Here is a 25,458-nt window from a genome sequence, read left to right as displayed (position 1 = left end):
AGGGGCCGCGGACGGAGGAATCGCGGACCGAGGGACCGATGGGCTGAGGGACCGAGCGGATTGCGGACCGGATCTGTCCGCAATTCCTGGCAGACTCGCCCGCATGTTGGAGACCTCGGCACGACTGCTGCGCCTGCTCTCACTGCTCCAGGCCCACCGGGACTGGTCCGGCGCCGACCTGGCCGACCGGCTCGGCGTCACCCCGCGCACGGTGCGCCGGGACGTCGACAAACTGCGCGACCTCGGCTATCCGGTGAACGCCAGCCGGGGTACCGGCGGCGGCTACCAGCTCGGCGCCGGCGCCGAGCTGCCGCCCCTGCTGCTGGACGACGAGGAGGCCGTCGCGGTCGCCGTCGGCCTGCGCACGGCCGCCGGACACGGCATCGAGGGCATCGGCGAGACCTCCGTACGCGCGCTGGCCAAGCTGGAACAGGTGCTGCCGAACCGGCTGCGCCGCCGGGTGAGCGCGCTCGGCGCGTTCACCGTGCCGATGCTGCACGGGGCGGACGACTCCGCCGTCGACCCCGCCGTGCTCACCGAGCTGGCGGCCGCCTGCCGGGACACGGAGCGGCTCCGGTTCGCCTACCGGAGCCACGGCGGGGAGGTCTCGCGCCGGACCGTGGAGCCGCACCGGCTCGTCTGCACCGAACGCCGCTGGTATCTGGTGGCCTGGGATCCGGACCGGGCGGACTGGCGCACCTTCCGGGTGGACCGGATCACCCCGACCCCGCCGCACGGCCCCCGCTTCACCCCGCGCACCCCGCCGGCGGACGATCTGGCGGCCTACGTCTCCCGGGGCGTCGCGGTCTCGGCCTACGCGGCCCGGGCCGTGATCCTGTTGAAGGCGCCGCTGGCCCGGGCGGCCCGGCAGGTGTCGCCGTCCGCGGGGGTGCTGGAGGCCGTGGACGCGGACACCTGCCGGCTGACCGCGGGCGCGCCGGACCTCGCCGTGCTGGTGATCCACGTGCTGATGATGGGGATCGACTTCGAGGTGATCGAGCCGCCCGAACTGACCGAGGTGATGCGGGAGGCGCGGGACCGGCTCACGCGCGCGCTCGACGGACCGTGAGACTCCGGGTGTGGTCGACCGCCCGCCGCACCACGCCCTGCGGGCGGGTGGCGGGAAGCGTACGGAAAGGAAAGGCCGGTTTACGGGGGCGGGAAATTCCGGTGTCCCGGCCATTCGGGCGACACTCCCCAGCGATGGGAAAAGAAGCAGGTCATCCCATGATTCCGGAAGGCTTCCGACACCTCCTCATGCCGGTGAACGCTGTTTCCCGTTTATGTGCGCCGGTGCTTCCGATCGAGGCCGTTCGAGTGAATGGGGCCGCGTATACACGTGTGGGGATCCTGTGACACAAGCGTGACCGTCATGGCATGGGGAGATGCAGGTGTATCCCCGCCCCGGCGCCCTCCCGGCCCGGTCTTCCGTCACGGTCCGGGGCCGCCTACGGTGAAGGCATGGCATCTCTACCGACCCCTCCAGCACAGCCGGACGACGCCACCGAGTCGTACGTCGGCCTCGCCGCCGACGCCGCCGAGCGGCAGGCCGGGACCCGAGGCTGGGACACGGTCCGGGCCGTTCCCCCGGGCGCGTTCCTCACCATGGAGTTCCGCCACGGCCGCATCAACTTCCAGGTCGAGGACGGCACGGTGACGCGCTGCTGGGTGGGCTGACGCGCCGGTCGCCCGGGCCCCGCACACCGAAGGCCCCGACCGCGGTCGGGGCCTTCGGTGTGCGGGGGACGTCGTGCGCACCCAGCGGTTCCGGGAAAGCGGGATCAGCCACCGGTCATCGGGCGCGCCGGACTTCCGGTGCCGCGCGCGCCCCGCTCCGTGTGCGGCGGCGGACGGCGGACGCCCGCGGGGGCGACCGGCATGGAGCCCGGACGCACGGGGTGCCCGCCGTGGGCCCGCGCCCTGACGCCCGGGGCCGGATGTCCGGCGGGGAGCACCGGCTCGGCCGCGGCGGTCACGGTCTCGGCGGCGAGGCCGTCGGTGGCCATCGACTGCGGCAGCAGCACCGGCTGCGGCCCGGCCCCGGGCACGGGCGCCGGACGGGCGCCGTCGCGCCGCTCGCGCCACCGCTCGCGCATCGCGAAGATCCAGGCCTCCGTCCGGGCGATCAGCGGCTCGAACCAGGGCAGTGCCAGGAGGATGAGCAGCCCGGCCGCCCAGCCCAGCACGACGTCGCTGAGCCAGTGCGTACCGATGTAGACGGTGGTGAGACCGACGCCCAGCGAGACCGTCGCGGACACCGCCGACAGATAGCGCCTGGCGCGCGGCGTGGTGGCCAGGTAGGCGAGGATTCCCCAGGTCACGACGGCGTTCGCGGTGTGCCCGGAGGGAAATATATCGCCGCCGGCGAACATCTCGGCCGAGCCGATCTGGGTCGCGTAGTGCGGGCCGAGCCGCCCGAGCCCCAGCTTGACCGCGCCCACCGTCACATTGAGCAGCAGCAGGGAGGTGCCGAGGACCAGCAGCGGCCGGAGCGTGTGCTGACGCCAGGAGCGCCAGCCCAGCCAGCAGGCGACCATCACCGCTGTGGGGCCGCGCTGGCCGAGCACCACGTAGTAGTCCAGGAAGGCGTGCAGCTCGGGCCACTGCTGGTAGGGCCGGAACAGCATGACCTTCCAGTCCAGGGCCACCAGCCAGGACGTGATCAGCACCGCCCAGACGATGGCGAGATAGAACGCCAACGTCCCGCCGAAGAGGGCGATGCGGTGACGGCTCATCCGCGGTGCCACTATCTTCGGCGGTTCCGGCTCCCGGTCCAGCCGGGCAAAGATGTCGGTACGCACCCAATCGACGTTACAGCGAGTGAGTGTGCGAGCAGGCCAATCCGGGCTTTTTGTGATGACGATGTGATGTGGACTTTGTCTCGGAACGGCGTCTTTTCCGGGCGCGCAGAAGATTCTCCGTGATCTTGCGGCCAATTGCCCGACGGTTCCGTTCGTAAGCGTGTTTGATCTCTCGGAAAGATAGGCGCACCGGAATCCGCGGCAATTGATCCCGCCATTCGGGGGAGGCCCGCACCGTCGCGACGCGCCCCGCGCCGCCCGCCCGGACCCCCGCCACGACGGCCGTCCGGGCCCCTCGGGCGGGAGCCCCCTCACCGGTGGCGGAATGGCGTAGGCCACACTGTGCGGCGGACCGGGGTATGACGTGCGCCACGTGTGACCTCGCCGGACTCGCGTACGCTGACGGCTCACTCGCCCGTCGATGCCGGGCCCGAGGGACGCGTACCCCACGTCACCGTCGGTCCGCCGAGCGCGAGGGACTCATCGGGAGGTACGTAGATGTCCGGGACGACCACGGCCGGGGTCCGGCTGCGCGAAGCCGCCGACGACGCCAACCGCTGGGTCGTCCTCGTGGTCCTCTGCCTCAGTCTCCTGGTCGTCGCGCTCGATGCGACCGTGCTCCACGTCGCCGTTCCCGCCGTCACCGAGGACCTGCGCCCGAGCGGCACGGCCCTCCTGTGGATCGTCGACGCCTACCCCCTCGTCTGCGCCTCGCTGCTCATCCTCTTCGGCACGCTGGGTGACCGGATCGGCAGACGGCGCGTGCTGCTCTTCGGCTACGCGCTGTTCGGCGTGGCCTCCGCGCTCGCCGCGACGGCCGACACCCCGGCCGTCCTGATCGCGGCCCGCGCCCTCCTCGGCGTCGGCGGCGCGATGATCATGCCCGCCACGCTGTCGATCCTGCGCCAGGTCTTCCCCGACCGCCGGGAGCGGGCGCTCGCCATCGGCGTGTGGACCGCGGTCGCCGCGGTCGGCGCCGCCACCGGACCGGTCGTCGGCGGCTTCCTGGTCGAGCACTTCTGGTGGGGCTCGGTCTTCCTGGTCAACATCCCGCTGATGGCCGTGATCCTGCCGCTGGGCCGCTGGCTGCTGCCCGAGTCACGCGGCGGCGACGACGGCCCGTGGGACGTCCTGGGCGCGCTGACCGCCGCGGCGGGCGTGCTCGGCGTCGTCCTCGGCGTGAAGCGTCTGGGCGGTGGCGCGGGGCTTTCGGATCCGGCCTCGCTGGGCCCGCTGGCCCTCGGGCTCGCGCTCCTCGTCCTCTTCGTACGCCGCCAGAAGCGCCGCAGGCATCCGCTGATCGACGTCTCGATGTTCGCCCGCCCCGCCTTCTCCACCGCCGTCGGCTGCATCGTGCTCGCCATGCTGGCCCTCGTCGGCCTCCAGCTGATCGCCGTCCAGTACCTCCAGCTGGTGCTCGGGCTCAGCCCGCTGGAGACCGGGCTGCGGCTGCTGCCGCTGACCTTCGCCGCGATGGCCGCGGGCGCCACCGGCTCGCACACCCTGCGCCGCGTCGGCCCCCGGCGCATGGTCGGCTGGGGCTTCGTCCTCACCGCTTCCTCGGTCCTGCTGCTCACCTCGATGGGGCAGCACGACCGGCCCGCCCTGCTGACCTGCGCGTTCGTCCTGCTCGGCTTCGGGCTGCAGACCACGCTCTTCGGGGCGTACGAGTCGATGCTCAGCGACGCCCCTCCGGAGCGGGCGGGCGGCGCGGCGGCCATAGGCGAGACCTCCTACCAACTGGGCGCGGGCCTCGGCATCGCCCTGCTCGGCAGTGTCATGAACGCGGCCTACGCCCCCGGCCTCGCCGGTCTGCGGGAGAAGGGCGTCCCCGCCCGCGCCGGGGCGGAGGCCTCCCATTCGCTCGGCGAGGCCTATCAGGTGGCCGCGCAGCTGGGCGGCCCGATGGGCGACCTGCTGCGCTCCACGGCTCGGCACGCCTTCATCGGCGGACTCCACACCACCCTGTTCGTCAGCGCGGGCCTGCTGCTGCTCGGGGCGCTGGCCGCCCTGCGACTGCCGAAGGCCATGGAGTGTCCGCCGGAGGAGACGTGCCGCCCGGGCGAGGCGGACGAGCACCGGGTCCTCGGCGCCGTCCGGCCGGCCGGGACGGGCCGCCCGGCCCCACGCCCGATGGTGCCCGCGCGCCGCGAGCCGGCCGAGGCGACCGGCTCTGGACGAGCGGCACACTGAGCCGTAACGTCAGCACGACGCCCTGACTACCACTGCTAGTTTTCGGAGGGCGGGCGTCTCCCGGTCCCTCCGAGCACCGTGCGAGCCGCCGGAGGCATCCTCATGTCCAGCACCGAGTCCGCGAAGCCGTCGAAACTCCCGCCGTTCGACGCGTCGGATCCCCTCGGCATCGACGACCTGCTCGGCCCCGACGACCTCGCGATCCGCGACACCGTCCGCACCTGGGCCACCGACCGCGTCCTGCCGCACATCGCCGAGTGGTACGAGAAGGGCGAGCTGCCCGGAATCAGGGAGCTGGCCCGCGAGCTCGGCGCGCTGGGCGCGCTCGGCATGTCACTGGACGGGTACGGCTGCGCCGGGGCGAGCGCCGTCCAGTACGGCCTCGCCTGCCTGGAGCTGGAGGCCGCCGACTCCGGGATCCGCTCACTCGTCTCCGTACAGGGGTCGCTCGCCATGTACGCGATCCACCGCTTCGGCTCCGAGGAGCAGAAGCAGCGGTGGCTGCCCGGCATGGCGTCCGGCGAGATCATCGGCTGCTTCGGCCTGACCGAGCCCGACCACGGCTCCGACCCGGCCGGGATGCGGACCTATGCCAAGCGCGACGGCGAGGACTGGATCCTCACCGGCCGCAAGATGTGGATCACCAACGGCTCGGTCGCCGAAGTCGCCGTCGTCTGGGCGCAGACCGACGAGGGCGAGGACGGGCGGGGCATCCGGGGATTCGTCGTGCCGACCGACGCCCCCGGCTTCTCGGCCCCGGAGATCCGGCACAAGTGGTCGCTGCGCGCCTCGGTCACCAGCGAGCTGGTCATGGACGAGGTGCGGCTGCCCGCCGACGCGGTGCTTCCGGACGCGAGCGGGCTGCGCGGCCCGCTCAGCTGTCTGAGCCACGCGCGCTACGGCATCGTCTGGGGCGCCATGGGTGCGGCGCGGGCCAGCTTCGAGTCGGCCCTCGACTACGCGAGGAGCCGGGAGCAGTTCGGGCGGCCGATCGGCGGCTTCCAGCTCACCCAGGCCAAGCTGGCGGACATGGCCCTGGAGCTGCACAAGGGCATCCTGCTCGCCCACCACCTGGGCCGCCGCATGGACGCGGGCAGGCTCCGGCCGGAGCAGGTCAGCTTCGGCAAGCTGAACAACGTGCGGGAGGCGATCGAGATCTGCCGCACCTCGCGCACGATCCTCGGGGCCAACGGGATCTCGCTGGAGTATCCGGTGATGCGGCACGCCACGAATCTGGAGTCGGTGCTCACCTACGAGGGAACCGTGGAGATGCACCAGCTGGTACTGGGCAAGGCGCTCACCGGCCTCGACGCCTTCCGGTGAACGGGACGCGCCGGTCCGCGCGCGCCGGCCGGATGCGTTGACCGGATCTTTCCGGCGAGCGCCCTGCTCAGCTCTGGTTGAAGAAGCCGTTGGCCTTGCGGCCGGCGGCTTCGCCCGCGAGCACCTGGGTGTCGGCGGGGGACAGCAGGAAGACCCGGGTGGCCACCCGGTCGATCGAGCCGCGCAGACCGAAGATCAGCCCGGCGGCGAAGTCCACCACGCGCTTGGCGTCGGCGGGGTCCATGGCCGTGAGGTTGACGATCACCGGGACGCCGTCCCGGAACAGCTCACCGATGGCACGTGCGTCCCGGAAGCTGTCCGGGGTCACCGTCGCGATCCGGCGGTCCTGCTCCTCGGCCGTCTCCGCGGCCACCTGCACCCGCGGGTCGGTGACCCAGGCCTGGTTGCCCGTACCGGTCTCCGTACCCTCGGCGTACTCGTCGTCGTAGTACCGCTCGTCGTTGTCCTCTACGAGGCCCAGCCAGGCACTCGCCTTGCGCACCGATCCCATGGACGCCTCCTCTCACCGCGGTTCCTTGGTGTTCCGCATCTCTTTCGTATCCCTATGGTCGTCCATGATGCGGATACCGCGCCAAGTGGATAGTCGGCCCGCAGGCGATTCGTGACGTTACTGGTGCAGAAGATGTGGCGATTCGTCAGGGTTCGTACCCCGTAAGGGGGCTTGTAGAAGGAAAATATGATGCTCCGGCCGTACGGGTGATCCGGGGGACGTACGGGTGAACGGGTCACTCGATACGATGCACGACGCTCCGGTGCGCGAGCGTCGCGCACCGGTTGAACGGCTCACGGGGGATCGTCGTGTTCGGAATAGTCAGGCCCTGTACCCATCGGCTCTCCGAAGGCCTCAGGGTCGAGTGGATGGCCCATCTCTGCGGTCTGTGCCTGGCCCTGAGGGCGGATCACGGACAGTTCGCCCGTATCGTCACGAACTATGACGGCCTGATCGTCTCCGTCCTGACGGAGGCTCAGGTGGGGCGCACGCCCGAAGGCCGGCGTACCGCCGGTCCCTGCCCGCTGCGCGCCATGCGCACCGCCCCGGTCGCCATGGGGGAAGGGGCGCGGCTCGCCGCGGCCGTCTCGCTCGTTCTGGCCTCGGCCAAGGTCCGGGACCACGTCGCCGACCGGGACGGGCTGTTGGCCCGCCGCCCGGTCGCCGCCGCCGCGCGCCGGGTGGCCGCCGGGTGGGACCGGGCGGGGGCGCGGACCGGGGCGGCCCTCGGCTTCGACACCGCCCTCCTGGTCGACGCGGTCGACCGGCAGACCGGGATCGAGACGCTCGCCGGGCCCGGCACCCCGCTGCTGACGGTCACCGAACCGACCGAGACCGCCACCGCCGCCGCCTTCGCGCACACCGCGCACCTCGCCGGGAAGCCGCAGAACGCCGCGCCGCTCGCGGAGGCCGGCCGGCTCTTCGGGCGGCTCGCCCATCTCCTGGACGCCGTGGAGGACCGGGAGGCCGACGCCGCGTCGGGCGCCTGGAACCCGCTCACCGCCACCGGCACCCCGCTCTCCGAGGCGCGCCGGCTCTGCGACGACGCGCTGCACGGTGTGCGGCTCGCGCTGCGGGAGGCGGAGTTCACCGACGGCACGCTCGTCCACGTCCTGCTCGCCCATGAGCTGCGGCGCTCGGTCGACCGGGCCTTCGGCACGTCGTCCTGCTCGCACCAGGAGGGCCAGGGGCACCAGGAGCACCAGGGGCTGGTGCTGCCCGACCGCTCCTTCGGCCCGCCGCCCGGAAACCCGTACGGACCGACCCCCGGCCACCCCTACGGTCCGCCGCCCGGCGGCCCGGCCGCCCCGCCTCCGCCGCGCCCGCCCCGCGAGCGGCGCGGGCTGATCGCCGGATGCCTGGTCTGGGCCGGGCTCGCCTGCACCTGCCAGATGTGCTGCGGCAGCTTCGAGGACCCCTGGAGCCGGGAGCAGCGGCAGTCGCCGTGCCAGAGCTGCGGCGACTGCTGCGAGGCCTGCGACTGCTGCGGCCAGTGCGGCGAGGGCTGCTGCTGTTGCGGGGACTCCTGCGGCTGCGACTGCTGAGCGGCCGGGCGCAGCCGGACCGGTGTCAGGTCACTTCAGCTCGGGCGGCGAGATCTCGGACGTCTCGATCGCGGACTCGGAGGTGCCCCACTTCTTCAGGATCCGGTCGTAGGTCCCGTCCTCCTTGAGCCGGTTGACGGCGGCCTGGAAGGCGGGGGCCAGCGGGGTGCCCTTCTTGAAGGCGAAGCCCACGTCGAGCCGCTTGAACTCGTTGAGGAAGCGCAGGCCCTCCTGCTGGCTCACCGCGTAGCGCAGCCCGTTGATGGTGGACATCACCACATCGGTGCGGTTCTGCTGGAGCGAGATCCAGACGGCCGCCTGGTCGGCGTAGGTCTTGACGTTGTACGGCTTCCTGCCCGCCTCCGCGCACCGGGGCAGATTCTCCTGGAGCGTCACCTCGAAGGTGGTGCCCGCCCCGGTGGCCACGTCCAGCCCGCACAGCTGGGTGAGGTCGGTGACCTTCTTCAGCTCGCTGTCCTCGCGGACCGCGAAGCCCTGCCCGTCGTTGATGTAGGTGACGAAGTCGATGGTCCTGCGGCGTTCGTCGGTGACGCCGAAGTTCCCCGTGCCCAGGTCGTACTTACCGCTGCCGAGCGCCGGCAGGATCGCCTCGAACGACGCCACCTCGCGCTTCAGTTCCAGCCCCAGCACCCGGGCCGCCGCGTCCGCGAAGTCGATGTCCGCGCCGGCCGGGGTGGAGCCGTCCTCCTCGTAGAACGCCCCGGGCGGGGTGCCGACGGACGAGGCGATCCGCAGGGTGCCCGCCTCGCGGACCCCGGCGGGCAGCAGCTTCGCCGCGGCCTCGTCCTTGCGGACCTTCGAGACGACATCCGTCGTCGGGGTCTTCCCCTTGGAGGCGCCCTTGTCGGATCCGCCGCCCGACGTGTCGGTCGGCTCCGCGCAGGCGGTGAGCGTCAGCGCGGCCACGGTGATCAGGGTGAACAGGGCGGTATGCCGGGATCGGGACATGGCGGTGCTTCTCCGGGTTCGTCAGGGGAGGCCGACCACCCCCGGGGCGCGGCGGCACGGGCCGCGGCGGCACGGAGGGGGCGAGCGAGGAGTGGCGTGGCGACAGGAAAGCGGCGACAGGGAAACGCGACAGAAGAGTGGCGACAGAACAGAAGAGCGGCGACAGAAGCGTTCAGCGGAGCGAGGGGAGGGCGACGCGGTGTGGTGGAGGTGAAGTCACACGGGGAACGGGGCTCGAACGCCGGAAGAACAGGCGTGAGCGGGTGGAACCGGACAGCAGAGGGTCAGCTCAACAGGAAGAGGACCACACGCGACCGAAGTCGATGTGGGAGCGGGTGACCAGCCACTGCTGCGGATGCATGGGCCAAGTTGAACAGGCATCCGAGTGCGCGTCAACCGAGGTGAGATGTACGGCTCACAGTGTGGACAGGCTTGACAACTCCCGTCGCACGCCGCTTATCTCGGAGGCGGACCGGCGCTGAGGGGCCCGGCCCATGTGTGGTTTCCGGTGTGAAGGCACGCCCCGTGTTCGATCTGAGCATCCACGGAGCTCCCGCATGCCCCCGCAGACCGTCTCGCTGCCCCCTCCCTCCTCCCGGCCGCTCGTCAAGGACGACGCCGACGCGGTCCCGCGCATCGTTCCCGTACGCCGAACAGGCCGCTGGACAGCGGCTGTCGCCGTCCTCGTGCTGCTCGCGCTGGCGCTGAACTCGGTCATCCGCAACGACGCCTTCCAGTGGGACGTCGTGCTCTCCTACTTCGCCACCGTCCCCGTCCTGCGCGGACTCTGGCTCACCCTCTGGCTCACCGCGGTGGTCGTGGTGCTCGGCTTCGTGCTGGGAGCGGTCCTCGCGGTCCTGCGCCTCTCCGGCAACCCCGTTCTCCAGGCGGTCGGTTGGGGATACGTCTGGCTGTTCCGGTCCACCCCGATCCTGGTCCAGCTGCTGTTCTGGTTCAACATCGGCGCCCTGTACCCGCAGATCCTCGGCGTCTCCACGGTCACCCTCCTCGGCCCGGTCACCATCGCCGTCATCGGACTGACCCTCCACGAGGCCGCGTACGCCGCCGAGGTGGTGCGCGGCGGGATCCTCTCCGTCGAGCGCGGCCAGGTGGAGGCAGCCCAGTCCCTCGGGCTCGGCCCCTGGCGGCGGTTCCGGCGCATCGTGCTGCCGCAGGCGATGCGGTCCATCGTGCCGCCGGCCGGAAACATGCTGATCGGCACGCTCAAGGGCACCTCCATCGTCAGCATCATCGCCGTGCAGGACCTGCTGTACTCCGTCCAGCTCGTCTACCACCGCACCTACCAGGTCATCCCGCTGCTGCTCGTCGCCACGCTCTGGTACGCGATCGTCACCACGCTGCTGAGCATCGGCCAGCGCTATGTGGAGCGGTACTACGCCCGTGGCACAGCGGGTGCGCGATGACCTCCGCACCCAGCGTCGTGGTGATCGGCGGCGGCCCCCGCGGCACCGGCGTCATCGAGCGCATCGCCGCCAACGCCGGTGAGCTGTACGGGAACCAGCGCCTGGACATCCATCTGGTCGACCCCTACCCGGCGGGCGGCGGGCGGATCTGGCGGCCCGACCAGTCGCCGCTGCTGTGGATGAACTCCATGGCCGAGGACGTCACCATGTTCACCGACGAGACGGTGGAGCTGGCCGGGCCCGTCGTGGCGGGCCCGGCCCTGGACGCCTGGGCCGAGGACGTCCGCGCGGGCCGGGTCGTCCCGGACGCGGATCCCGCCGTCCTGGCCGAGATACACGGCCTCGCCGGAGCGGACTTCCCCACCCGGCGCCTCCAGAGCGCCTATCTGCGCTGGACCTACGACCGCGCCCTGGCCGCTCTGCCGCCCGGCATCACCGTGCACGAGCACCGCACCACCGCCCTCGCCGTCACCGGGCCGCGCGGCGGCCGCCAGCGCGTCCGGCTCCAGGGCCGCGCCGAACCCCTGTCCGCCGATCTCGTCGTCCTGACCGTGGGCCACCTCGACGCCGAACGGGATTCCGAGCAGGAGCGGCTCGGCGCCTTCGCCCGTCGGCACGACCTGGTCCACCTGCCGCCCGACTTCACCGCCGACAGCGATCTCGACGCCCTGAGCCCCGGGGCGCCGGTCATCGTCCGGGGCTTCGGACTCGCCTTCATCGATCTGATGGTCCTGCTCACCGAAGGGCGCGGCGGACGCCACGAGAACGGGGTCTACCTGCCGTCGGGCCGTGAACCCGTGCTGTACGTCGGATCGCGGCGCGGCGTCCCGTACCACGCGAAGATCGGCTACGGCTGGACCGGCGAACGCCCGCCGCTGCCGCTCCACGCGGGGCAGGCGTGGACCGAGGAGCTGCTGAGCAGGCCCGGGCCCCTCGACTTCCGCCGCGATGTCTGGCCGGCGGTCGCCAAGGAGCTGGGCCACGCCCACTACCACCGGCTGTTCACCGCCCACCCCGAGCGCACCGCCCTGGCCCACGAGGTCTTCGCCGAGAAGTACGCCGCCGCCGACCCGGGCAGCCCCGAACTGGCCGGGATCGTCGCCGAGGCCGTGCCCGACCCCGCCGACCGGCTCGACCTGCATGCCCTGGACCGGCCCCTGGAAGGCGTCCGCCACGCATCGCCCGAGGCTCTCCAGGAAGCGCTGCGCGCCTACGTCGCCGCCGACCTGGCCCGCCGTCACGACCCGGGGCACAGCGAGGATCTCGCGGTCTTCCTCGGACTGCTCTCCGCCTACGCCCAGCTCGTGCGGATCGGCGACATCGGCGACTGGTGGCACGGGTTCTTCAGCTACCTGGCCTCCGGACCGCCGGGCCCGCGCCTCCACCAACTCCTGGCCCTCTCCCGGGCCGGCGTCGTCCGCTTCCTCGGGGCCGGCCTGACCGTGGAGACCGACGAGGAACACGGGGTCTTCCGGGCCACCGGCACCACCGTCCCCGGTGCGTACACCGAGGCCCGCGCCCTGGCCGAGGCCCGCCTCCCCGACCCCTCGCTCCAGCACACCGCGAGCCCCCTGCTGCGCTCCCTGCGCGACGACGGGGCGGCCGTCACCGACACCGGCCTGCTCTCCGTGGACCCGGCCGACGGCCGGGTGCTGGACCGTGGGGGCCGCCCGCACCCGCGCCGCTTCGCGCTGGGCCCGTTCACCACCGCCCGCAGCAGCGGCGCGTTCACCCGGCCCCGTACCGGCGGCCCCGCCTTCCGGCAGAACGACGCCGCCGCGCGCGCCGCGCTCATGTTCCTGCGCGACCTCTCCTGTCGCGGCCGCCTCGCCTCCTGACCGGCCGCCCGCACCCTTCCCGTACCACCGCCGCCTCCGTGCCCAAGGACTCCACTCATGTCGCTGACCAGCGATCCACCCATCGATCCACCCGCCGGGACCCCCGACGGTCCACCCGCTTTGAAAGTCGCCGAACCCGGCACCGACTACGGAGAGCTGACGGTCGTCCCGGCCCGCCACCCCTGGCGCTGGGTCGCCGTCGCCGTGACCGCCGTCCTGGTCGCCCAGTTCATCAACGGGCTGGTCACCAACCCCGGCTGGGAGTGGGACGTCTTCGCGCAGTTCTTCTCCGCACCGGTCATCCTCAAGGCGGTCTGGCTCACCCTCCAACTGACCTTCTACGGCACGGTCCTCGGCTTCGCGCTCGGCATCGTGCTGGCGTTCATGCGGCTGTCGGCCAGCCCGTTCCTGAGGACGGTCGCGTACGGCTACATCTGGGCGTTCCGCTCGATCCCGCTCATCGTGCAACTGCTGTTCTGGTTCAACCTCGCCTATCTCTACAAGGAGTTGCAGTTCGGCATCCCGTTCGGGCCGGGCCTCTTCACCTTCGACACGATGAATCTGGTCGGCGCGGTCAGCGCTGCCGTCCTGGGCCTCGCGCTGCACCAGGCGGCGTACGCGGCGGAGATCGTGCGCGGTGGCGTACTGGCCGTCGGCGGAGGCCAGTTGGAGGCGGCGGCAGCCCTCGGCATCCCCAAGCTCCGGCAGCTGCGACGGATCGTGCTCCCGCAGGCGATGCGCTCCATCCTGCCCAACGCGGCCAACGAGATCATCTCGCTGTTCAAGGGCACCTCGATCGTCTCCGTCATGGCGATCGGCGAACTCTTCTACCAGGTCCAGGTCGTCTACGGCCGCAGCGGCCGGGTCGTCCCGCTGCTGATGGTCGCCACCGCCTGGTACATCCTCCTGACCACCGCCCTCTCGATCGTCCAGCACTACGTCGAACGTCACTACGCCAAGGGGGCCGTGCGATGAGCGCACCCAGCGATGCCATGGTCGAAATCCGCTCCGTGCACAAGAACTTCGGCTCCCTGGAAGTGCTGCGCGGCATTGACCTTTTGGTGCGGCCCGGCGAGGTCACCGTCATCCTCGGCCCCTCCGGCTCCGGCAAGTCCACCCTGCTGCGCACCATCAACCACCTGGAGAAGGTCGACCAGGGCTGGATCAGCGTGGACGGCACCCTGGTCGGCTACCGCAGGGACGGCAACAAGCTCTACGAGCTGCGCGAGCGCGAGGTACTGCGCCAGCGCACCAAGATCGGCTTCGTCTTCCAGAACTTCAACCTCTTCCCGCACCTCACCGTGCTGGAGAACATCATCGAGGCGCCCGTCTCCGCGCTGCGCCGCCCCCGCAAGGAGGCCGTCGCCGCGGCGGAGAAGCTGCTGGAGCGGGTCGGGCTCGCCGAAAAGGCGGCGGCCTACCCCGGACAGCTCTCCGGCGGCCAGCAGCAGCGCGTCGCCATCGCCCGCGCCCTGGCGCTGGAGCCCAAGCTCCTGCTCTTCGACGAGCCGACGTCCGCACTGGACCCGGAGCTCGTCGGAGAGGTCCTCGACGTCATCAAGGACCTGGCGCACGGCGGCACCACGATGATCGTCGTCACCCATGAGATCGGCTTCGCCCGCGAGGTCGCCGACACTGTCGTCTTCATGGACGAGGGCCGCATCGTCGAGCAGGGCCCGCCCGCCGACCTGCTGGACCGCCCCACCCAGGAGCGCACCCGAGCGTTCCTCTCCAAGGTTCTCTGACTTGACCCTCATGCATCCCTCATCCGCAAGGAGTACGCAGGTGTCCATCCGCCGCAGCATCACCGCCGCCCTCGCCACGCTCACCGCCATCGGACTGCTCACCGCCTGCGGCGACCCCGACGTCTCCGCCGACGTGGCGGCGTCCAAGGACAAGAAGGACACCGGTCTCAACACCAGCCCCGACCAGGACCGCCTCAGAGGCAAGAAGGTGGACACCGTCGCCGCCCTCGTCCCCGAGGCGATCCGCGAGCGCGGCACGCTGAGGTTCGGGGCCAGCGCGGACGCCGTGCCGCCGCTCGGCTTCTACGCCACCGACGACAGGACCCGGATCGGCTCCGAGATCGACATCGCCACCCTCGTCGCCGACACCCTCGGCCTGAAGCCGGAGTTCGAGCAGGTCTCCTGGGAGAACCTCTTCGTCGGCCTCGACAGCTCCAAGTTCGACGGGGTCCTCTCCAACGTCACCGTGACCGAGGAGCGCAAGGAGAAGTACGACTTCGCCACCTACCGGCTCGACAACATCGCCTTCGAGGCGAAGAAGGGCTCCGGCTGGAAGGTGAAGGGCCCCGCCGACGTCGCCGGCAAGACGATCTCGGTCTCCTCCGGCACCAACCAGGAGAAGATCCTCGTCGAGTGGAGCGAGGAGAACGTCAAGGCCGGGCGCGAGCCCGTGGAGATCAAGTACTTCCAGAAGGAGAACGACTACTACCTGCCCCTCCAGTCGGGCCGCATCGACGCCCACCTCGGCCCGAGCCCGTCCGCCGCCTACCACGTGGCGACGTCCGGCCAGAGCGAGATCGCCGGACAGATCTCCGGAGCCGGCGGCGGCCTCCAGGGCAAGATCGCCGCCACCACCAAGAAGGGCAGCGGCCTGGTCGAGGCGTACGCCGCCGCGATCGACCACATCGTCGAGGACGGCTCGTACGCCAAGGTCCTGGGGCGCTGGGGGCTCAGCGGCGAGGCCGTGGAGAAGTCGGAGATCAACCCGCCCGGCCTGCCGAAGACGAAGAGCTGACGCCGGGGCCCACCGGGCCCGCCACCCCGGCCGCGCGCCCCGTCCGGCGTGCGGCCGGCGAGCGGCGGGGGCAACGGTGAAAGGCCTCGCGCAGCCCCGACCGACCGTCGACCCGAGAGGTCCCCGCATGTCCGCACGTACATCCCTCCACCTGGCCGCCGAGATCGGCGGCCCGCCGCACTACGACGCCGGGCACTATCTCCGGCTCGCCCGGCTCGCCGAGGACGGCGCGCTCGACTACGTCACGCTCGGCGACTCGTTCGCCCGCCCCGGACTCGACGCGCTCGCCGTCCTCGCCCGCGTCGCGCCCGCCACCGACCGCATCGGCCTCGTCCCGACCGTCACCACCACCCACACCGAGCCCTTCCACGTCTCCTCGGCCGTCGCCACCCTGGACTGGGTGAGCCGGGGCCGCGCCGGCTGGAGTGCGGACGTCTCCACCACCGAGGCGGAGGCACGGCTCTTCGGCAGACGCCCCGCGGCGCCGCCCGCCGCCCTGTGGCAGGAGGCCGGGGAAGTGGCCGACGTCTCCGGGCGGCTGTGGGACAGCTGGGAGGACGACGCCGAGATCCGCGACACCGCCACCGGCCGCTTCATCGACCGGGACAAGCTGCACTACGTCGACTTCGAGGGCTCCGCCTTCTCGGTACGGGGCCCCGCCATCGTGCCGCGCCCGCCGCAGGGCCGTCCCGTCACCGTCATCGACGCCACCACCGGCCCGGCCCGCGAGGCGGCCGCCCGGCACGCGGACGTCGTCCACATCCGGGCCACCACCCCCGAGCAGGCGGCCGCCGTCCGCGACGAGGTGCGGGCCAAGGCCGCCGCCCACGGGCGCGACCCCGGGGCGCTGCGGGTCCTGGTCGCCCTCACCGTCGACCTCGGCGACATGGAGACCGCGCCGGAACCCGGTCTGGAGAGCGGGCCGCGGCTCGCCGGGCGCGGCACCTACTTCCGGGGCGGCCCGGTCGACCTCGCCGACCTCATCGCCCAGTGGCACCGGGCGGGAGCGGCCGACGGCTTCCACCTGACGCCCATCACTCCCGAACGCGACCTCGAAAGGATCGTCAACGGCACCGTGGCCCTCCTCCAGCACCGCAGTCTCTTCCGCACCTTCCATCCCGGCGGCACCCTGCGCGAACACCTGGGGCTCGCGCGTCCCGTGAGCCGCTACGCCGCCGCCAGGACCGTCGCGAAGGGGGTCTGACCGTGCCCCGTGAGATGCACCTCGCCGCCCATTTTCCCGGCGTCAACAACACCACCGTGTGGGCCGATCCCCGCTCCCGCAGCCAGATCGACTTCTCCTCCTTCGAGCAGTTGGCGAGGACGGCCGAGCGCGGGAAGTTCGACTTCTTCTTCCTCGCCGAGGGGCTGCGGCTGCGCGAGCACAACGGCCGCGTCCACGACCTCGACGTGGTCGGCCGGCCCGAGTCGCTGACCGTCCTGAACGCGTTGGCCGCCGTCACCGACCGGCTCGGCCTCGCCGCCACCGTCAACGCCACCTTCAACGAGCCCTACGAACTCGCCCGGCGGCTCGCCACCCTCGACCACCTCAGCGCGGGCCGGGCCGCCTGGAACGTGGTGACCTCGTCCGACGCCTTCACCGGGGAGAACTTCCGCCGGGGCGGCTATCTGGACCGGGCCGACCGGTACACCCGGGCCGCCGAGTTCGTCGCCACCGCCCGCGAGCTGTGGGACTCCTGGACGCCCGAGGGCACGTCACGGCCCTTCGCCCACGAGGGGCCGCAGTTCGCGATCTCCGGGGAGTTCACCGTCCCGCGCTCGCCGCAGGGCCACCCGGTGGTCATCCAGGCCGGGGACTCCGACGAGGGCCGGGAGTTCGCCGCCGGTGCCGCCGACGTCATCTTCACCCGGCACGGCACCCTGGAGGCGGGCCGTGCCTTCTACGCCGACGTCAAGGCCAGGCTCGCGGCGTACGGCAGGGAGCCCGGCGACCTGAAGATCATGCCGGGCGTCACCGTGGTGACCGGCGACACCGACGCCGAGGCCCAGGAGCGCGCCGCCGAGATCCGCCGGCAGCAGGTCTCGCCGCAGAACGCGATCCTCACCGCCGAGCAGATCTGGGGCACCGACCTCTCCGCGTACGACCCCGACGGGCCGCTCCCCGACATCGACCCCGTCCCCGACTCCGAGATCACCCAGGGCCGGGTCCGGCACGGCGACCCCTTCGCGATCGTCGCCCGCTGGCGCGCGATCTCCGAGGCCAAGGGGCTGTCCCTGCGGCAGACGGTCATCGAGACGACCACCCGGCAGTCGTTCATCGGCTCGCCCCGGACCGTCGCGGCGGAATTGACCGCGTTCGTCGACGAACGGGCCGCCGACGGTTTCATCCTCGTCCCCCATCTCACCCCGAGCGGCCTGGACGACTTCGTCGACCGGGTCGTCCCCCTCCTCCAGGAGAGCGGAGCATTCCGCTCCGAATACGCCGGCTCCACGCTGCGGTCGCACCTCGGCCTCCCGGAGCCGGTATGGAAAGGTTGACCGTATGAGCACGGACGCACAGCAGCAGGAGCAGGGCGGCGGGCCGGACGCCGCACAGGACTGGCAGCGGTGGCACGAAGGGCGCGTCGTCGCCGTCGCCGCCCCGTACGGCCCTCTCTCCCTGACCGGAACCCACTGGCTCTCCGACTACCCGGAAGGGCGAATTCCGGCCGTCCCGGGGCGCTGGCGCGAGAGGGGCGACGAGGTGGTCCTCACGGCCGCCGCCGAGGACGGCCTCGTCGTCGACGGCAAGCCGCTGACCGGCGAGGTCCGGCTCGGCGCGGACCGCGGACCGATCGACGACTCCCGGGTGGCGCAGGGGGAGCGGCGGCTGGTGGTGCTCCGCCGCGAGGGGCTGTGGGCGGTACGGGACTTCGACCCGGGATCACCGGCCCGGCACGCCTTCTCGACCATCGAGGCCACCCCGTACGACCCCCGCTGGGCACTGTCGGGGACCTTCCGTCCCTATGGCGGGGACCGGACCGTACAGGTGGTCAACGCGGACGGGATCGAGCGGGGTCTCGGGCTCGGCGGGGAGATCGCCTTCACGGTCGACGGCGACGAGCACACGCTCCAGGTCGCGGTCGAACCCGACGGGTCGCTGTGGGCCGTCTTCGCCGACGCGACCAGCGGGAACGGCAGCTACCGCTTCCGTTTCCTGCGGCCCGCCGCGCCCGCCGCCGACGGCAGCGTGAGCGTCGACCTCAACCGCGCGCTGCTGCCGCCGTGCGCCTTCGCCGATCACTTCATCTGCCCCTTCCCGCCCCCGGGCAACACGCTCTCGGTGGCGGTCCCGGCGGGGGAGCGGAACCGGATCGACGCCTGACCCCCGAGAGGTCCATCCGGCCCCGGCGGCCCCACGGCTTCCGGGGCCGGATGCGTGTGTGACCCGCGTGGCCGAAAGGCATGCTTGCGCCCCCTGTCCGGACCCCTCGATACTCCGGTCAGCGATTGTCAGGGGCACGGCAACTCCGGAATCCGGACAGGCCCCCGACTGCGCCTCACGGGCCCGCCACCCCACAGGAGGGCCCCCGATTCCCCTCGGAGGAACCCGACGTGAGGATCAAGCGCACCAGTAACCGCTCGACCGCGGCGAGACGCGTCCGTACCACGGCCGTACTCGCGGGGCTCGCCGCCGTCGCGGCGATGGCCATCCCCACCGCGAACGCCGAAACCCCCCGGACGTTCAGTGCCAACCAGCTGACCGCGGCGAGCGACGCCGTGCTCGGCGCCGACATCGCGGGCACCGCCTGGAACATCGACCCGCAGTCCAAGCGCCTCGTCGTCACCGTCGACAGCACGGTCTCGAAGGCGGAGATCAACCAGATCAAGAAGTCGGCGGGAGCCAACGCCGACGCGCTGCGCATCGAGCGCACGCCGGGCAAGTTCACCAAGCTGATCTCCGGCGGCGACGCGATCTACTCCAGCACCGGACGCTGCTCCCTCGGCTTCAACGTCCGCAGCGGCAGCACCTACTACTTCCTGACCGCCGGCCACTGCACGGACGGCGCGACCACCTGGTGGGCGAACTCGGCCCGTACCACCGTGCTCGGCACGACCTCCGGGTCGAGCTTCCCGAACAACGACTACGGCATCGTGCGCTACACCAACACCACCATCCCCAAGGACGGCACCGTCGGCGGCCAGGACATCACCAGCGCCGCCAACGCCACCAACGGCATGGCCGTCACCCGCCGCGGCTCCACCACCGGCACCCACAGCGGTTCGGTCACCGGACTCAACGCCACCGTCAACTACGGGGGCGGCGACGTCGTCTACGGCATGATCCGCACCAACGTGTGCGCCGAGCCCGGCGACTCCGGCGGCCCGCTCTACTCCGGCACCCGGGCGATCGGTCTCACCTCCGGCGGCAGCGGCAACTGCTCCTCCGGCGGAACGACCTTCTTCCAGCCGGTCACCGAGGCGCTGAGCGCGTACGGCGTCAGCGTGTACTGACCGGTCCCACACCGGTCGGTTACGGAACAGTCCGTACATACGTGCCCCCGTCCGGAATTCCGGACGGGGGCTCCCGTTCGCCGGGGAGCTCTTGAGAGGATGTCGCCACGACGGGTCGCCGCTACGGGGCGACGGGGGCGGGGCGACGGGGGCGGGCGCGCTCCCGGCCCTGCTCCGCTGGCATAGGGGGTAGCAGGTCCGTGAATCGCATCGGAGTGACCGGTCACCGCTCCATCCCCGCCGAGGCCGAGGCCCATGTGCTCGCGGGGCTGCGGGCCGCCCTGTGCGGACTCGACGGCGCGACGCACGCGCTCTCCAGCCTGGCGGTCGGCGCCGACCAGCTCTTCGCCGACCTCGCCCTCGCCTGCGGCGCCGAACTGACCGCCGTGATCCCCAGCGGCGACTACGAGGACTCCTTCGAGAACGCCCTCGACCTCGCCCGCTACCGGACGCTCAAGGGGCGCGCGGCGCAGGAGGTCCGGCTCGACTTCCCGCACTCCACCGACGAGGCGTACTACGCGGCGGGCGCCTACATCGCCGACCACTGCGACCGGCTGCTCGCGGTCTGGGACGGCCTCCCGGCGCGGGGCCTCGGCGGCACGGGCGACATCGTGACGTACGCCCGCGCCCTGGGCCGCCCCGTCACCGTGATCTGGCGCGACGGAGTGCTGCGCGGCTGACCGGATGCGTCCACCGAACGGGTCCGTACGGGAGGACGCCCACCGGGCCGTACGGGAGGGGCGCTTTTGCCCCCGCGCGGCGCCCCCGACTCACACGCGGTGCCTGACCAGCCAGTCGGTGTGCTCGGGCGACACGATCCGCTCGGTCTCGAACACCGCCGCCGGCCAGTGCCGCTCGGTGAGGGTGGTCTCCATGGCGGCCTGCATCGACTCCAGGTCCTTCTCCACCAGCGAGTGCGCCGAGATCAGCGGATGGTGCCGGCGCATCTCGTTCCAGGTGAGACAGGCCGCCGCCGCCGCGGAGAACGCCCCGGTCAGACCGAACGAGCGCCCCACTCCGAAGGTCTGGAACAGGCTCAGCGCCAGCGCCGGGAGCGTCAGCGCGACGATGGCGCCCGACCACAGGATCGCCCCGCGCCGGGAAGCCTGCTGACGTCTGCGGTACCAGCGCCGCTGTTCGATGAGCCGGTCCCGTACATACGTCTCCTTGCGGACCGTGTAGGCCTTGTTCCGTAACGCGCGCATGGACTCCGTGATGAGGCCGCCGGAATCCGGCAGCTCCTCCCGCGGGTCGGCCCAGCCCACTTTCCGCAACTCCTGGAGACCGTCCTCCAGGCGATTGGCGAACAGCGCCTCCGGGTGCTCGGACGCACTGTCGAACGGCGCGCCGTGCACCGCGTAGCGCCAGCAGTTGGACTTGATGAACTCGGCTGCGGAGCGGTTCAGTTGCCAGTGCGACTTTGCTTTGCGGTGGGAGGCGAGGAAGGTGGCGAAGAGCACGCCCAGGTAGGCCAGGACCGCGGCGCCGTACAGGGCGCGGGCCGCCGGACCGTCCTCGGTGTGCCAGGGCAGCGCCGCGGGCACCGTGCCCGCCACGAGCAGCGCGAGCTGCGCCCGGGTGGTGTTCACGGCCTCGCGCTGGCGGGCCACGGCGACCGCGTCCGTGTGATGGAACAGCGCCGGCAGGTCATCGTTCCTGAAGACCATGGATCTCAGCGGCTCAGGCAACGCCGTCATGGACGCCTCCGTCTGCAGTTGTCGTATGACCCGGCCGGTCGTGGCGCCTGCCCCGCCCGGGGCCACGAGAGTAAGGGGGAGGGGCGGAGGCGACAAGAGCGTCCCGGCTCCCCGGGGGGCCGCCACGACGCGGTTCGGCCACTTCCCCGCGGGCGTCCTTCCCCAGCCGGCGCGGCTGTGGCAAGGTTGGCCAACTGGACTGTCCAGCAGGTGAGTTGCCGCCCCTCCCGGGCGGATGCGATCACCTCCGGGCGAGGGAGTGGCCATCGAGGGGGACCGGCGCGCAGGGGTGGACGACGGTGTGTCGCTCCAGCACGGCCAGCGCCGGATCCGCCGCAGCCCGCTGCTCTTCACCGCTCCACTGGCGCTGCTCGCGATCCTGATCCTGATCCTGGTGTGGGAGGCCGTGCGGGCCAATATCGCGCCGGGCTCCCGGGACGACTGGCCCTGGCGCCTGCAACTGCTGGACACGGAGGCGCTCGGGAGCCTGCTTGCCGTGGCGGTCGGCGCCGTCCTGGCCAGGGCGCAGTACGCCCGCACGGTCCATCCCTGCCTCGGCTCGCGCGGCTCCTGGCGCAAGGGGCTGCTCGCCGAGGGGGAGCCCGCCTGGCGGGTGGGGATACTGAACGGCGGTCAGCACGTCGCCGTCGTCGAGAGCTGGGAGTGCCGCGTGGTGCTGCGCGGCGGGTCCGGCGGGGCGACCGCGCCCTGGGTCGCGGTCCCGGACGTCGTGTCCACCCTGGCGGCGGCCGGTCTCTCGGTGGGGCGGGACTACCAGCTCATCGCCTTCGGGGCGGGCTTTCCGCTGGTCGGCACGGGGAACTACGACACGGTGCCGGTCGGGGTGTTCTCGCAGCGGTGCGTCGAGCTGGTCGACGTGCTCCACATCCGGGTGCGGGTCACGGACGTCGTGGGTGACAGCCACGAACGCGTCCTGGACTGTGTGAGCGGCGCCCGTGCCGGACACAACATCCCCGGCGAGGAACCGGTGAACGAGTGAACGGCCGCACCGTCGGAGCCTCCCGGCGCGAGGCGTGGCAGGAGGATCACGAGTCGCGTGCGCGGCGCGTTTGTGGGCGGTCCCGCCGATGGCGGGAAGCCTCCCACCAGCACCGGCCGGCGGCGGGGAAGCCGGCTCTCCGGCCCGCCGGTCGCGAGGCGGTTTCCCCGCTCACCCGAGCGGCTGGACGGAAGGCGTGTTTCAATTTCTGCAACACAGGTGATGAAGGCTCTCCGCCGGCATGTGGAGGGGTCCCCGCGGTAGTAAAGTTCGCGTGCCGGGCCGTGTGATGACACGGAATCCGGCGGCGTTTCAATGTCCGGAAACAGACCCCTTCAGGATCCCCCTAGGACGGCCGTGAAGACCTACGGAACCACCCCCGACTTCGCCCCTGCGAAGACCCGCGCAACCCTCGCGGCGACCGACGTCCACAGCGCCGAGGCCGTCAGGAAGCTCAGCCGCGTCTCCGGTGCGGCAACGGCCCGGTCGACCCGGATTTCCACTTTCAGTTCGGCTCTCTGAGCAGGCGTCAGGAGTGGCTAGAATGAAGGAATGACAGGACCCCTGGTCCCCTTCCGCGAATTCATTCTGAAAGTGCACAGCAGATGCGATCTCGCCTGTGACCACTGCTATGTCTACGAACATGCAGATCAGAGCTGGTCGACCCGCCCGAAGACCATCTCCGACGAGGCGATTTCCTGGACCGCCCGGCGCCTGGCCGAGCATGCGACGACTCATGCGATTCCCTCCGTCACAGTGATCCTGCACGGCGGGGAACCGCTCCTGGCGGGGCCCGCGCGACTACGACGGGTCTGCGAGGAGCTCGGCTCGGCTCTGAACGGCATCGCTGAGCTGGACCTCAGGATCCACACCAACGGCGTCCAGCTCAGCCCCCGTTACCTCGACCTGTTCGACGAGTTCCACGTCCGGGTCGGGATCTCGCTCGACGGCGACCGCGCGGCCAACGACCGCCACCGCCTGTTCGCCAACGGGCGCAGCAGCCACCCGATGGTGATGCGAGCGGTCGAGCTGCTCCGCGAGCAGCGCTACCGCCATCTGGACCTCGGCCTGCTGTGCACGGTCGACATCCACAACGACCCGATGGCCGTGCACGACGCTCTCGCCGCGCTCGAACCCCCGCTCGTCGACTTCCTGCTGCCGCACGCCACCTGGGACGAACCGCCCCCGCGGCCGGACGGCTCGCCCACCGCGTACGCCGAGTGGCTCCTGGCGGTCTTCGACCGCTGGACGGACCGGGGCCGTCCCATGCCCGTCCGGATGTTCGCCTCGGTGCTCTCCAGCCTCACCGGCGGCCCCAGCCTCACCGAGTCCCTCGGCCTGGCCCCCACCGACCTCGTCGTCATCGAGACCGACGGGACGCTGGAACAGGTCGACTCGCTCAAGAGCGCCTACGAGGGCGCCGCCGCCACCGGGTTCGACGTCTTCCGCAACACCTTCGACGAGGTCGCGGCCCACCCCGGCGTCCGGGCGCGGCAGCTCGGGCTGGCCGGCGTCAGCGAGACGTGCCGTCGCTGCCCCGTCGTGCGCTCGTGCGGCGGCGGGCTCTACACCCACCGCTACCGCACCGACGGCGGCCAGGCCGGCGGGTTCGACAACCCGTCGGTCTACTGCGCCGACCTCGCCGCCCTGGTCCGGGGCGTCGAGGAGCGTACGGCCGCGGCCACCGGGTCGCCCGCCGTCCGGGCGCCGGACGAACTGCTCGCCGCCCACCAGGACCTGACGCGCACCCTGCTCGCGGTTCTCCACGACACCCTCGACGGGCGGGGCGGAGACCTCTGGGACGAGGCCTGGCGGCTCGCGGCGACGGTGGAGGCGGCCCCCCCGGGCGCCGAGGCGCTCGACGCGGTGCTCGCCCACCCCTACACCCGCACCTGGCTGCTCGGCGCCCTGGAGGACGCCGAGGCGGGCCGCGGCATGACGGGACCCGCCGCCGAACGGCTCGGCGCCACCGTGGCCGCCGCCGCCGTCCGTGCCGGACTCGACCTGCCCGTGCCCGTGGCGTACCGGGACGGAATCCTGCACCTGCCCACCCTCGGCACCGTGGTCCTCGGCGCCCCGGGGGAGCGGGGAACGGCGGTGGTGCGGGCCGGGGGCGACGGATTCCTCGTCCGCCGCCAGGAGGCCCCGCCCGGCGCGGAGCTGCGCATCGCGCGCGAGGCCCCCGAGGGCCCGCACTGGCGTCCCGTGCGCGTCCTGCGGCAGCCGCCGGCCCCCGGACTCCTGCTGGACGACCTCGATCCCTTCCGCGACTGCTTCGACATTCCGGCGGCCGACCGCCTCCCGGCGGAGCGGTCCGAGGGCTGGGCGCACCGGATCGCCGAGGCCTGGGCGTTGCTCGCCGACGCCGTCCCCGACCAGGCCGCCGAGGCGGCCCGGACGCTCACCACGGTGACCCCGCTGGCCGGCGGCGCGGGCGAGCCGGGGCGCCACGGACCCGGCGCGCTCGGCGTCGGGCCGTCGGCGGAGGCGCACGAGCTGGCACTCGGCCTGCTGAGCGGATTCCGCCGGGCGAAACTGCGGGCGCTCGGTGAAGTGACGGATCTTTACGCCTTGGACGGTACCTGGGAACATCGAACGCCTTGGGGGAACGAACACGTGACGTTCTCCCGACTGCTGGCCGAGACATTCGAACGGGCGGGGCTCGGGCTTTACGACCCGCGCTTCCTCACGGGTGTTCCGGAAGCTCTCGACAAGATCGAAGACGCGGCGGAGGTGACGGTCGACGGTAAACAGCTGATCTCCGCTGTCCGCAAGGAGATCAGCGGAACACGGAGTGCGACCGAGAAGAATCGCGACAGGAGCTTCCCGGCGTCCGGTCAGGCGCCGAACGTCCTTGCATCTGACCAAAAAGTGACGTTCGAATGACCGAACGGCAGGGGGGTGGAAAGCGGTCCGCTCCGGAATGATGAGTTCGCTTCCACT

At 72.0% G+C, this 25,458-nt stretch carries 22 protein-coding genes; 18 read left to right on the top strand and 4 right to left on the bottom strand.

Annotation, left to right across the window (positions count from 1 at the left end):
* Nucleotides 1–103: 103 nt before the first annotated feature.
* Both ACIRJT_RS11320 and ACIRJT_RS11315 read left to right on the top strand, forming a co-directional pair.
* Complete coding sequence (locus tag ACIRJT_RS11320; protein WP_403907430.1) at nt 104–1,069, top strand: helix-turn-helix transcriptional regulator; 966 nt, start codon at nt 104–106, stop codon at nt 1,067–1,069.
* Between the two features lie 392 nt (nt 1,070–1,461).
* Nucleotides 1,462–1,677 carry an I78 family peptidase inhibitor gene (locus ACIRJT_RS11315; protein WP_403907428.1) on the top strand — a complete coding sequence of 72 codons (216 nt, stop codon included), beginning with the start codon at nt 1,462–1,464 and terminating at the stop codon, nt 1,675–1,677.
* Nucleotides 1,678–1,781: 104 nt separating this feature from the next.
* Here ACIRJT_RS11315 and ACIRJT_RS11310 read toward each other — a convergent pair whose 3' ends face one another.
* Nucleotides 1,782–2,801, bottom strand: a complete 1,020-nt coding sequence (locus ACIRJT_RS11310; RefSeq protein ID WP_403907426.1) for a phosphatase PAP2 family protein — start codon at nt 2,799–2,801, stop codon at nt 1,782–1,784.
* Between the two features lie 498 nt (nt 2,802–3,299).
* On the opposite strand from ACIRJT_RS11310, the gene ACIRJT_RS11305 reads away from it, so the two are divergent.
* Entirely contained in the window at nt 3,300–4,994 is a 1,695-nt protein-coding gene (locus ACIRJT_RS11305) for an MFS transporter (protein ID WP_403907424.1), read from the top strand.
* Between the two features lie 102 nt (nt 4,995–5,096).
* Complete coding sequence (locus ACIRJT_RS11300; RefSeq protein ID WP_403907422.1) at nt 5,097–6,317, top strand: acyl-CoA dehydrogenase family protein; 1,221 nt, start codon at nt 5,097–5,099, stop codon at nt 6,315–6,317.
* A gap of 67 nt (nt 6,318–6,384) precedes the next feature.
* Here ACIRJT_RS11300 and ACIRJT_RS11295 read toward each other — a convergent pair whose 3' ends face one another.
* Nucleotides 6,385–6,828: a cell division protein SepF gene (locus tag ACIRJT_RS11295; RefSeq protein ID WP_403907420.1), complete on the bottom strand. Its 444-nt coding sequence runs from the start codon at nt 6,826–6,828 to the stop codon at nt 6,385–6,387.
* A gap of 308 nt (nt 6,829–7,136) precedes the next feature.
* Here ACIRJT_RS11295 and ACIRJT_RS11290 point away from each other — a divergent pair, with 308 nt between their 5' ends.
* Entirely contained in the window at nt 7,137–8,372 is a 1,236-nt protein-coding gene (locus tag ACIRJT_RS11290; RefSeq protein WP_403907418.1) for a DUF5685 family protein, read from the top strand.
* 30 nt (nt 8,373–8,402) lie between these two features.
* Here ACIRJT_RS11290 and ACIRJT_RS11285 read toward each other — a convergent pair whose 3' ends face one another.
* The gene (locus ACIRJT_RS11285) at nt 8,403–9,341 is read right to left on the bottom strand and encodes an ABC transporter substrate-binding protein (RefSeq protein ID WP_403907416.1); all 939 of its coding nucleotides are present in this window, start codon (nt 9,339–9,341) and stop codon (nt 8,403–8,405) included.
* Between the two features lie 557 nt (nt 9,342–9,898).
* Between ACIRJT_RS11285 and ACIRJT_RS11280 the strand changes: the two genes are divergently transcribed.
* The 10 genes from ACIRJT_RS11280 (at nt 9,899) to ACIRJT_RS11235 (ending at nt 20,498) form a co-directional block, all read left to right on the top strand.
* A complete protein-coding gene (locus tag ACIRJT_RS11280) occupies nt 9,899–10,765 on the top strand; it encodes an amino acid ABC transporter permease (protein WP_403907414.1) in 867 nt (288 codons plus the stop codon).
* Nucleotides 10,762–12,603 (top strand): FAD/NAD(P)-binding protein, encoded by a 1,842-nt coding sequence (locus ACIRJT_RS11275; protein WP_403907412.1) that lies wholly within the window; start codon nt 10,762–10,764, stop codon nt 12,601–12,603. Before ACIRJT_RS11280 ends, ACIRJT_RS11275 begins: the two co-directional genes overlap by 4 nt.
* Nucleotides 12,604–12,660: 57 nt before the next feature.
* Entirely contained in the window at nt 12,661–13,578 is a 918-nt protein-coding gene (locus ACIRJT_RS11270; RefSeq protein ID WP_403907410.1) for an amino acid ABC transporter permease, read from the top strand.
* A gap of 17 nt (nt 13,579–13,595) precedes the next feature.
* Nucleotides 13,596–14,348 carry an amino acid ABC transporter ATP-binding protein gene (locus ACIRJT_RS11265; protein WP_403907521.1) on the top strand — a complete coding sequence of 251 codons (753 nt, stop codon included), beginning with the start codon at nt 13,596–13,598 and terminating at the stop codon, nt 14,346–14,348.
* Nucleotides 14,349–14,388: 40 nt separating this feature from the next.
* Entirely contained in the window at nt 14,389–15,363 is a 975-nt protein-coding gene (locus ACIRJT_RS11260) for an ABC transporter substrate-binding protein (protein ID WP_403907408.1), read from the top strand.
* 127 nt (nt 15,364–15,490) lie between these two features.
* Nucleotides 15,491–16,567 carry an LLM class flavin-dependent oxidoreductase gene (locus ACIRJT_RS11255; RefSeq protein WP_403907406.1) on the top strand — a complete coding sequence of 359 codons (1,077 nt, stop codon included), beginning with the start codon at nt 15,491–15,493 and terminating at the stop codon, nt 16,565–16,567.
* Nucleotides 16,568–16,581: 14 nt separating this feature from the next.
* Complete coding sequence (locus ACIRJT_RS11250) at nt 16,582–17,862, top strand: NtaA/DmoA family FMN-dependent monooxygenase (RefSeq protein WP_403907519.1); 1,281 nt, start codon at nt 16,582–16,584, stop codon at nt 17,860–17,862.
* Between the two features lie 4 nt (nt 17,863–17,866).
* On the top strand, nt 17,867–18,688 hold the full coding sequence (locus ACIRJT_RS11245) for a DUF1684 domain-containing protein (protein ID WP_403907404.1): 822 nt from the start codon (nt 17,867–17,869) through the stop codon (nt 18,686–18,688).
* Nucleotides 18,689–18,918: 230 nt separating this feature from the next.
* Nucleotides 18,919–19,818 (top strand): S1 family peptidase, encoded by a 900-nt coding sequence (locus tag ACIRJT_RS11240; RefSeq protein WP_403907403.1) that lies wholly within the window; start codon nt 18,919–18,921, stop codon nt 19,816–19,818.
* A gap of 200 nt (nt 19,819–20,018) precedes the next feature.
* Nucleotides 20,019–20,498, top strand: coding sequence for a hypothetical protein (locus tag ACIRJT_RS11235; RefSeq protein WP_403907401.1), 480 nt, complete (start codon nt 20,019–20,021; stop codon nt 20,496–20,498).
* A 90-nt stretch (nt 20,499–20,588) separates the two neighbouring features.
* Here the strand turns inward: ACIRJT_RS11235 and ACIRJT_RS11230 are convergent, their stop codons facing one another.
* Nucleotides 20,589–21,515, bottom strand: coding sequence for a DUF4231 domain-containing protein (locus tag ACIRJT_RS11230; RefSeq protein WP_403907399.1), 927 nt, complete (start codon nt 21,513–21,515; stop codon nt 20,589–20,591).
* Nucleotides 21,516–21,750: 235 nt separating this feature from the next.
* On the opposite strand from ACIRJT_RS11230, the gene ACIRJT_RS11225 reads away from it, so the two are divergent.
* The 3 genes from ACIRJT_RS11225 to fxsBH all read left to right on the top strand — a co-directional run bounded on the left by ACIRJT_RS11225 (nt 21,751) and on the right by fxsBH (nt 25,401).
* The gene (locus ACIRJT_RS11225; protein ID WP_403907397.1) at nt 21,751–22,515 is read left to right on the top strand and encodes a hypothetical protein; all 765 of its coding nucleotides are present in this window, start codon (nt 21,751–21,753) and stop codon (nt 22,513–22,515) included.
* A 357-nt stretch (nt 22,516–22,872) separates the two neighbouring features.
* Nucleotides 22,873–23,037: an FXSXX-COOH protein gene (locus ACIRJT_RS11220; RefSeq protein ID WP_403907395.1), complete on the top strand. Its 165-nt coding sequence runs from the start codon at nt 22,873–22,875 to the stop codon at nt 23,035–23,037.
* Nucleotides 23,038–23,067: 30 nt separating this feature from the next.
* Complete coding sequence (fxsBH, locus tag ACIRJT_RS11215; protein ID WP_403907393.1) at nt 23,068–25,401, top strand: radical SAM/SPASM protein FxsBH, inactivated beta-hydroxylase extension form; 2,334 nt, start codon at nt 23,068–23,070, stop codon at nt 25,399–25,401.
* Nucleotides 25,402–25,458 lie beyond the last annotated feature (57 nt).

The organism is Streptomyces sp. NPDC102283, assembly GCF_044766265.1.
Taxonomy (GTDB): domain Bacteria; phylum Actinomycetota; class Actinomycetes; order Streptomycetales; family Streptomycetaceae; genus Streptomyces.
This window is presented reverse-complemented; position numbering and strand designations above follow the sequence as displayed.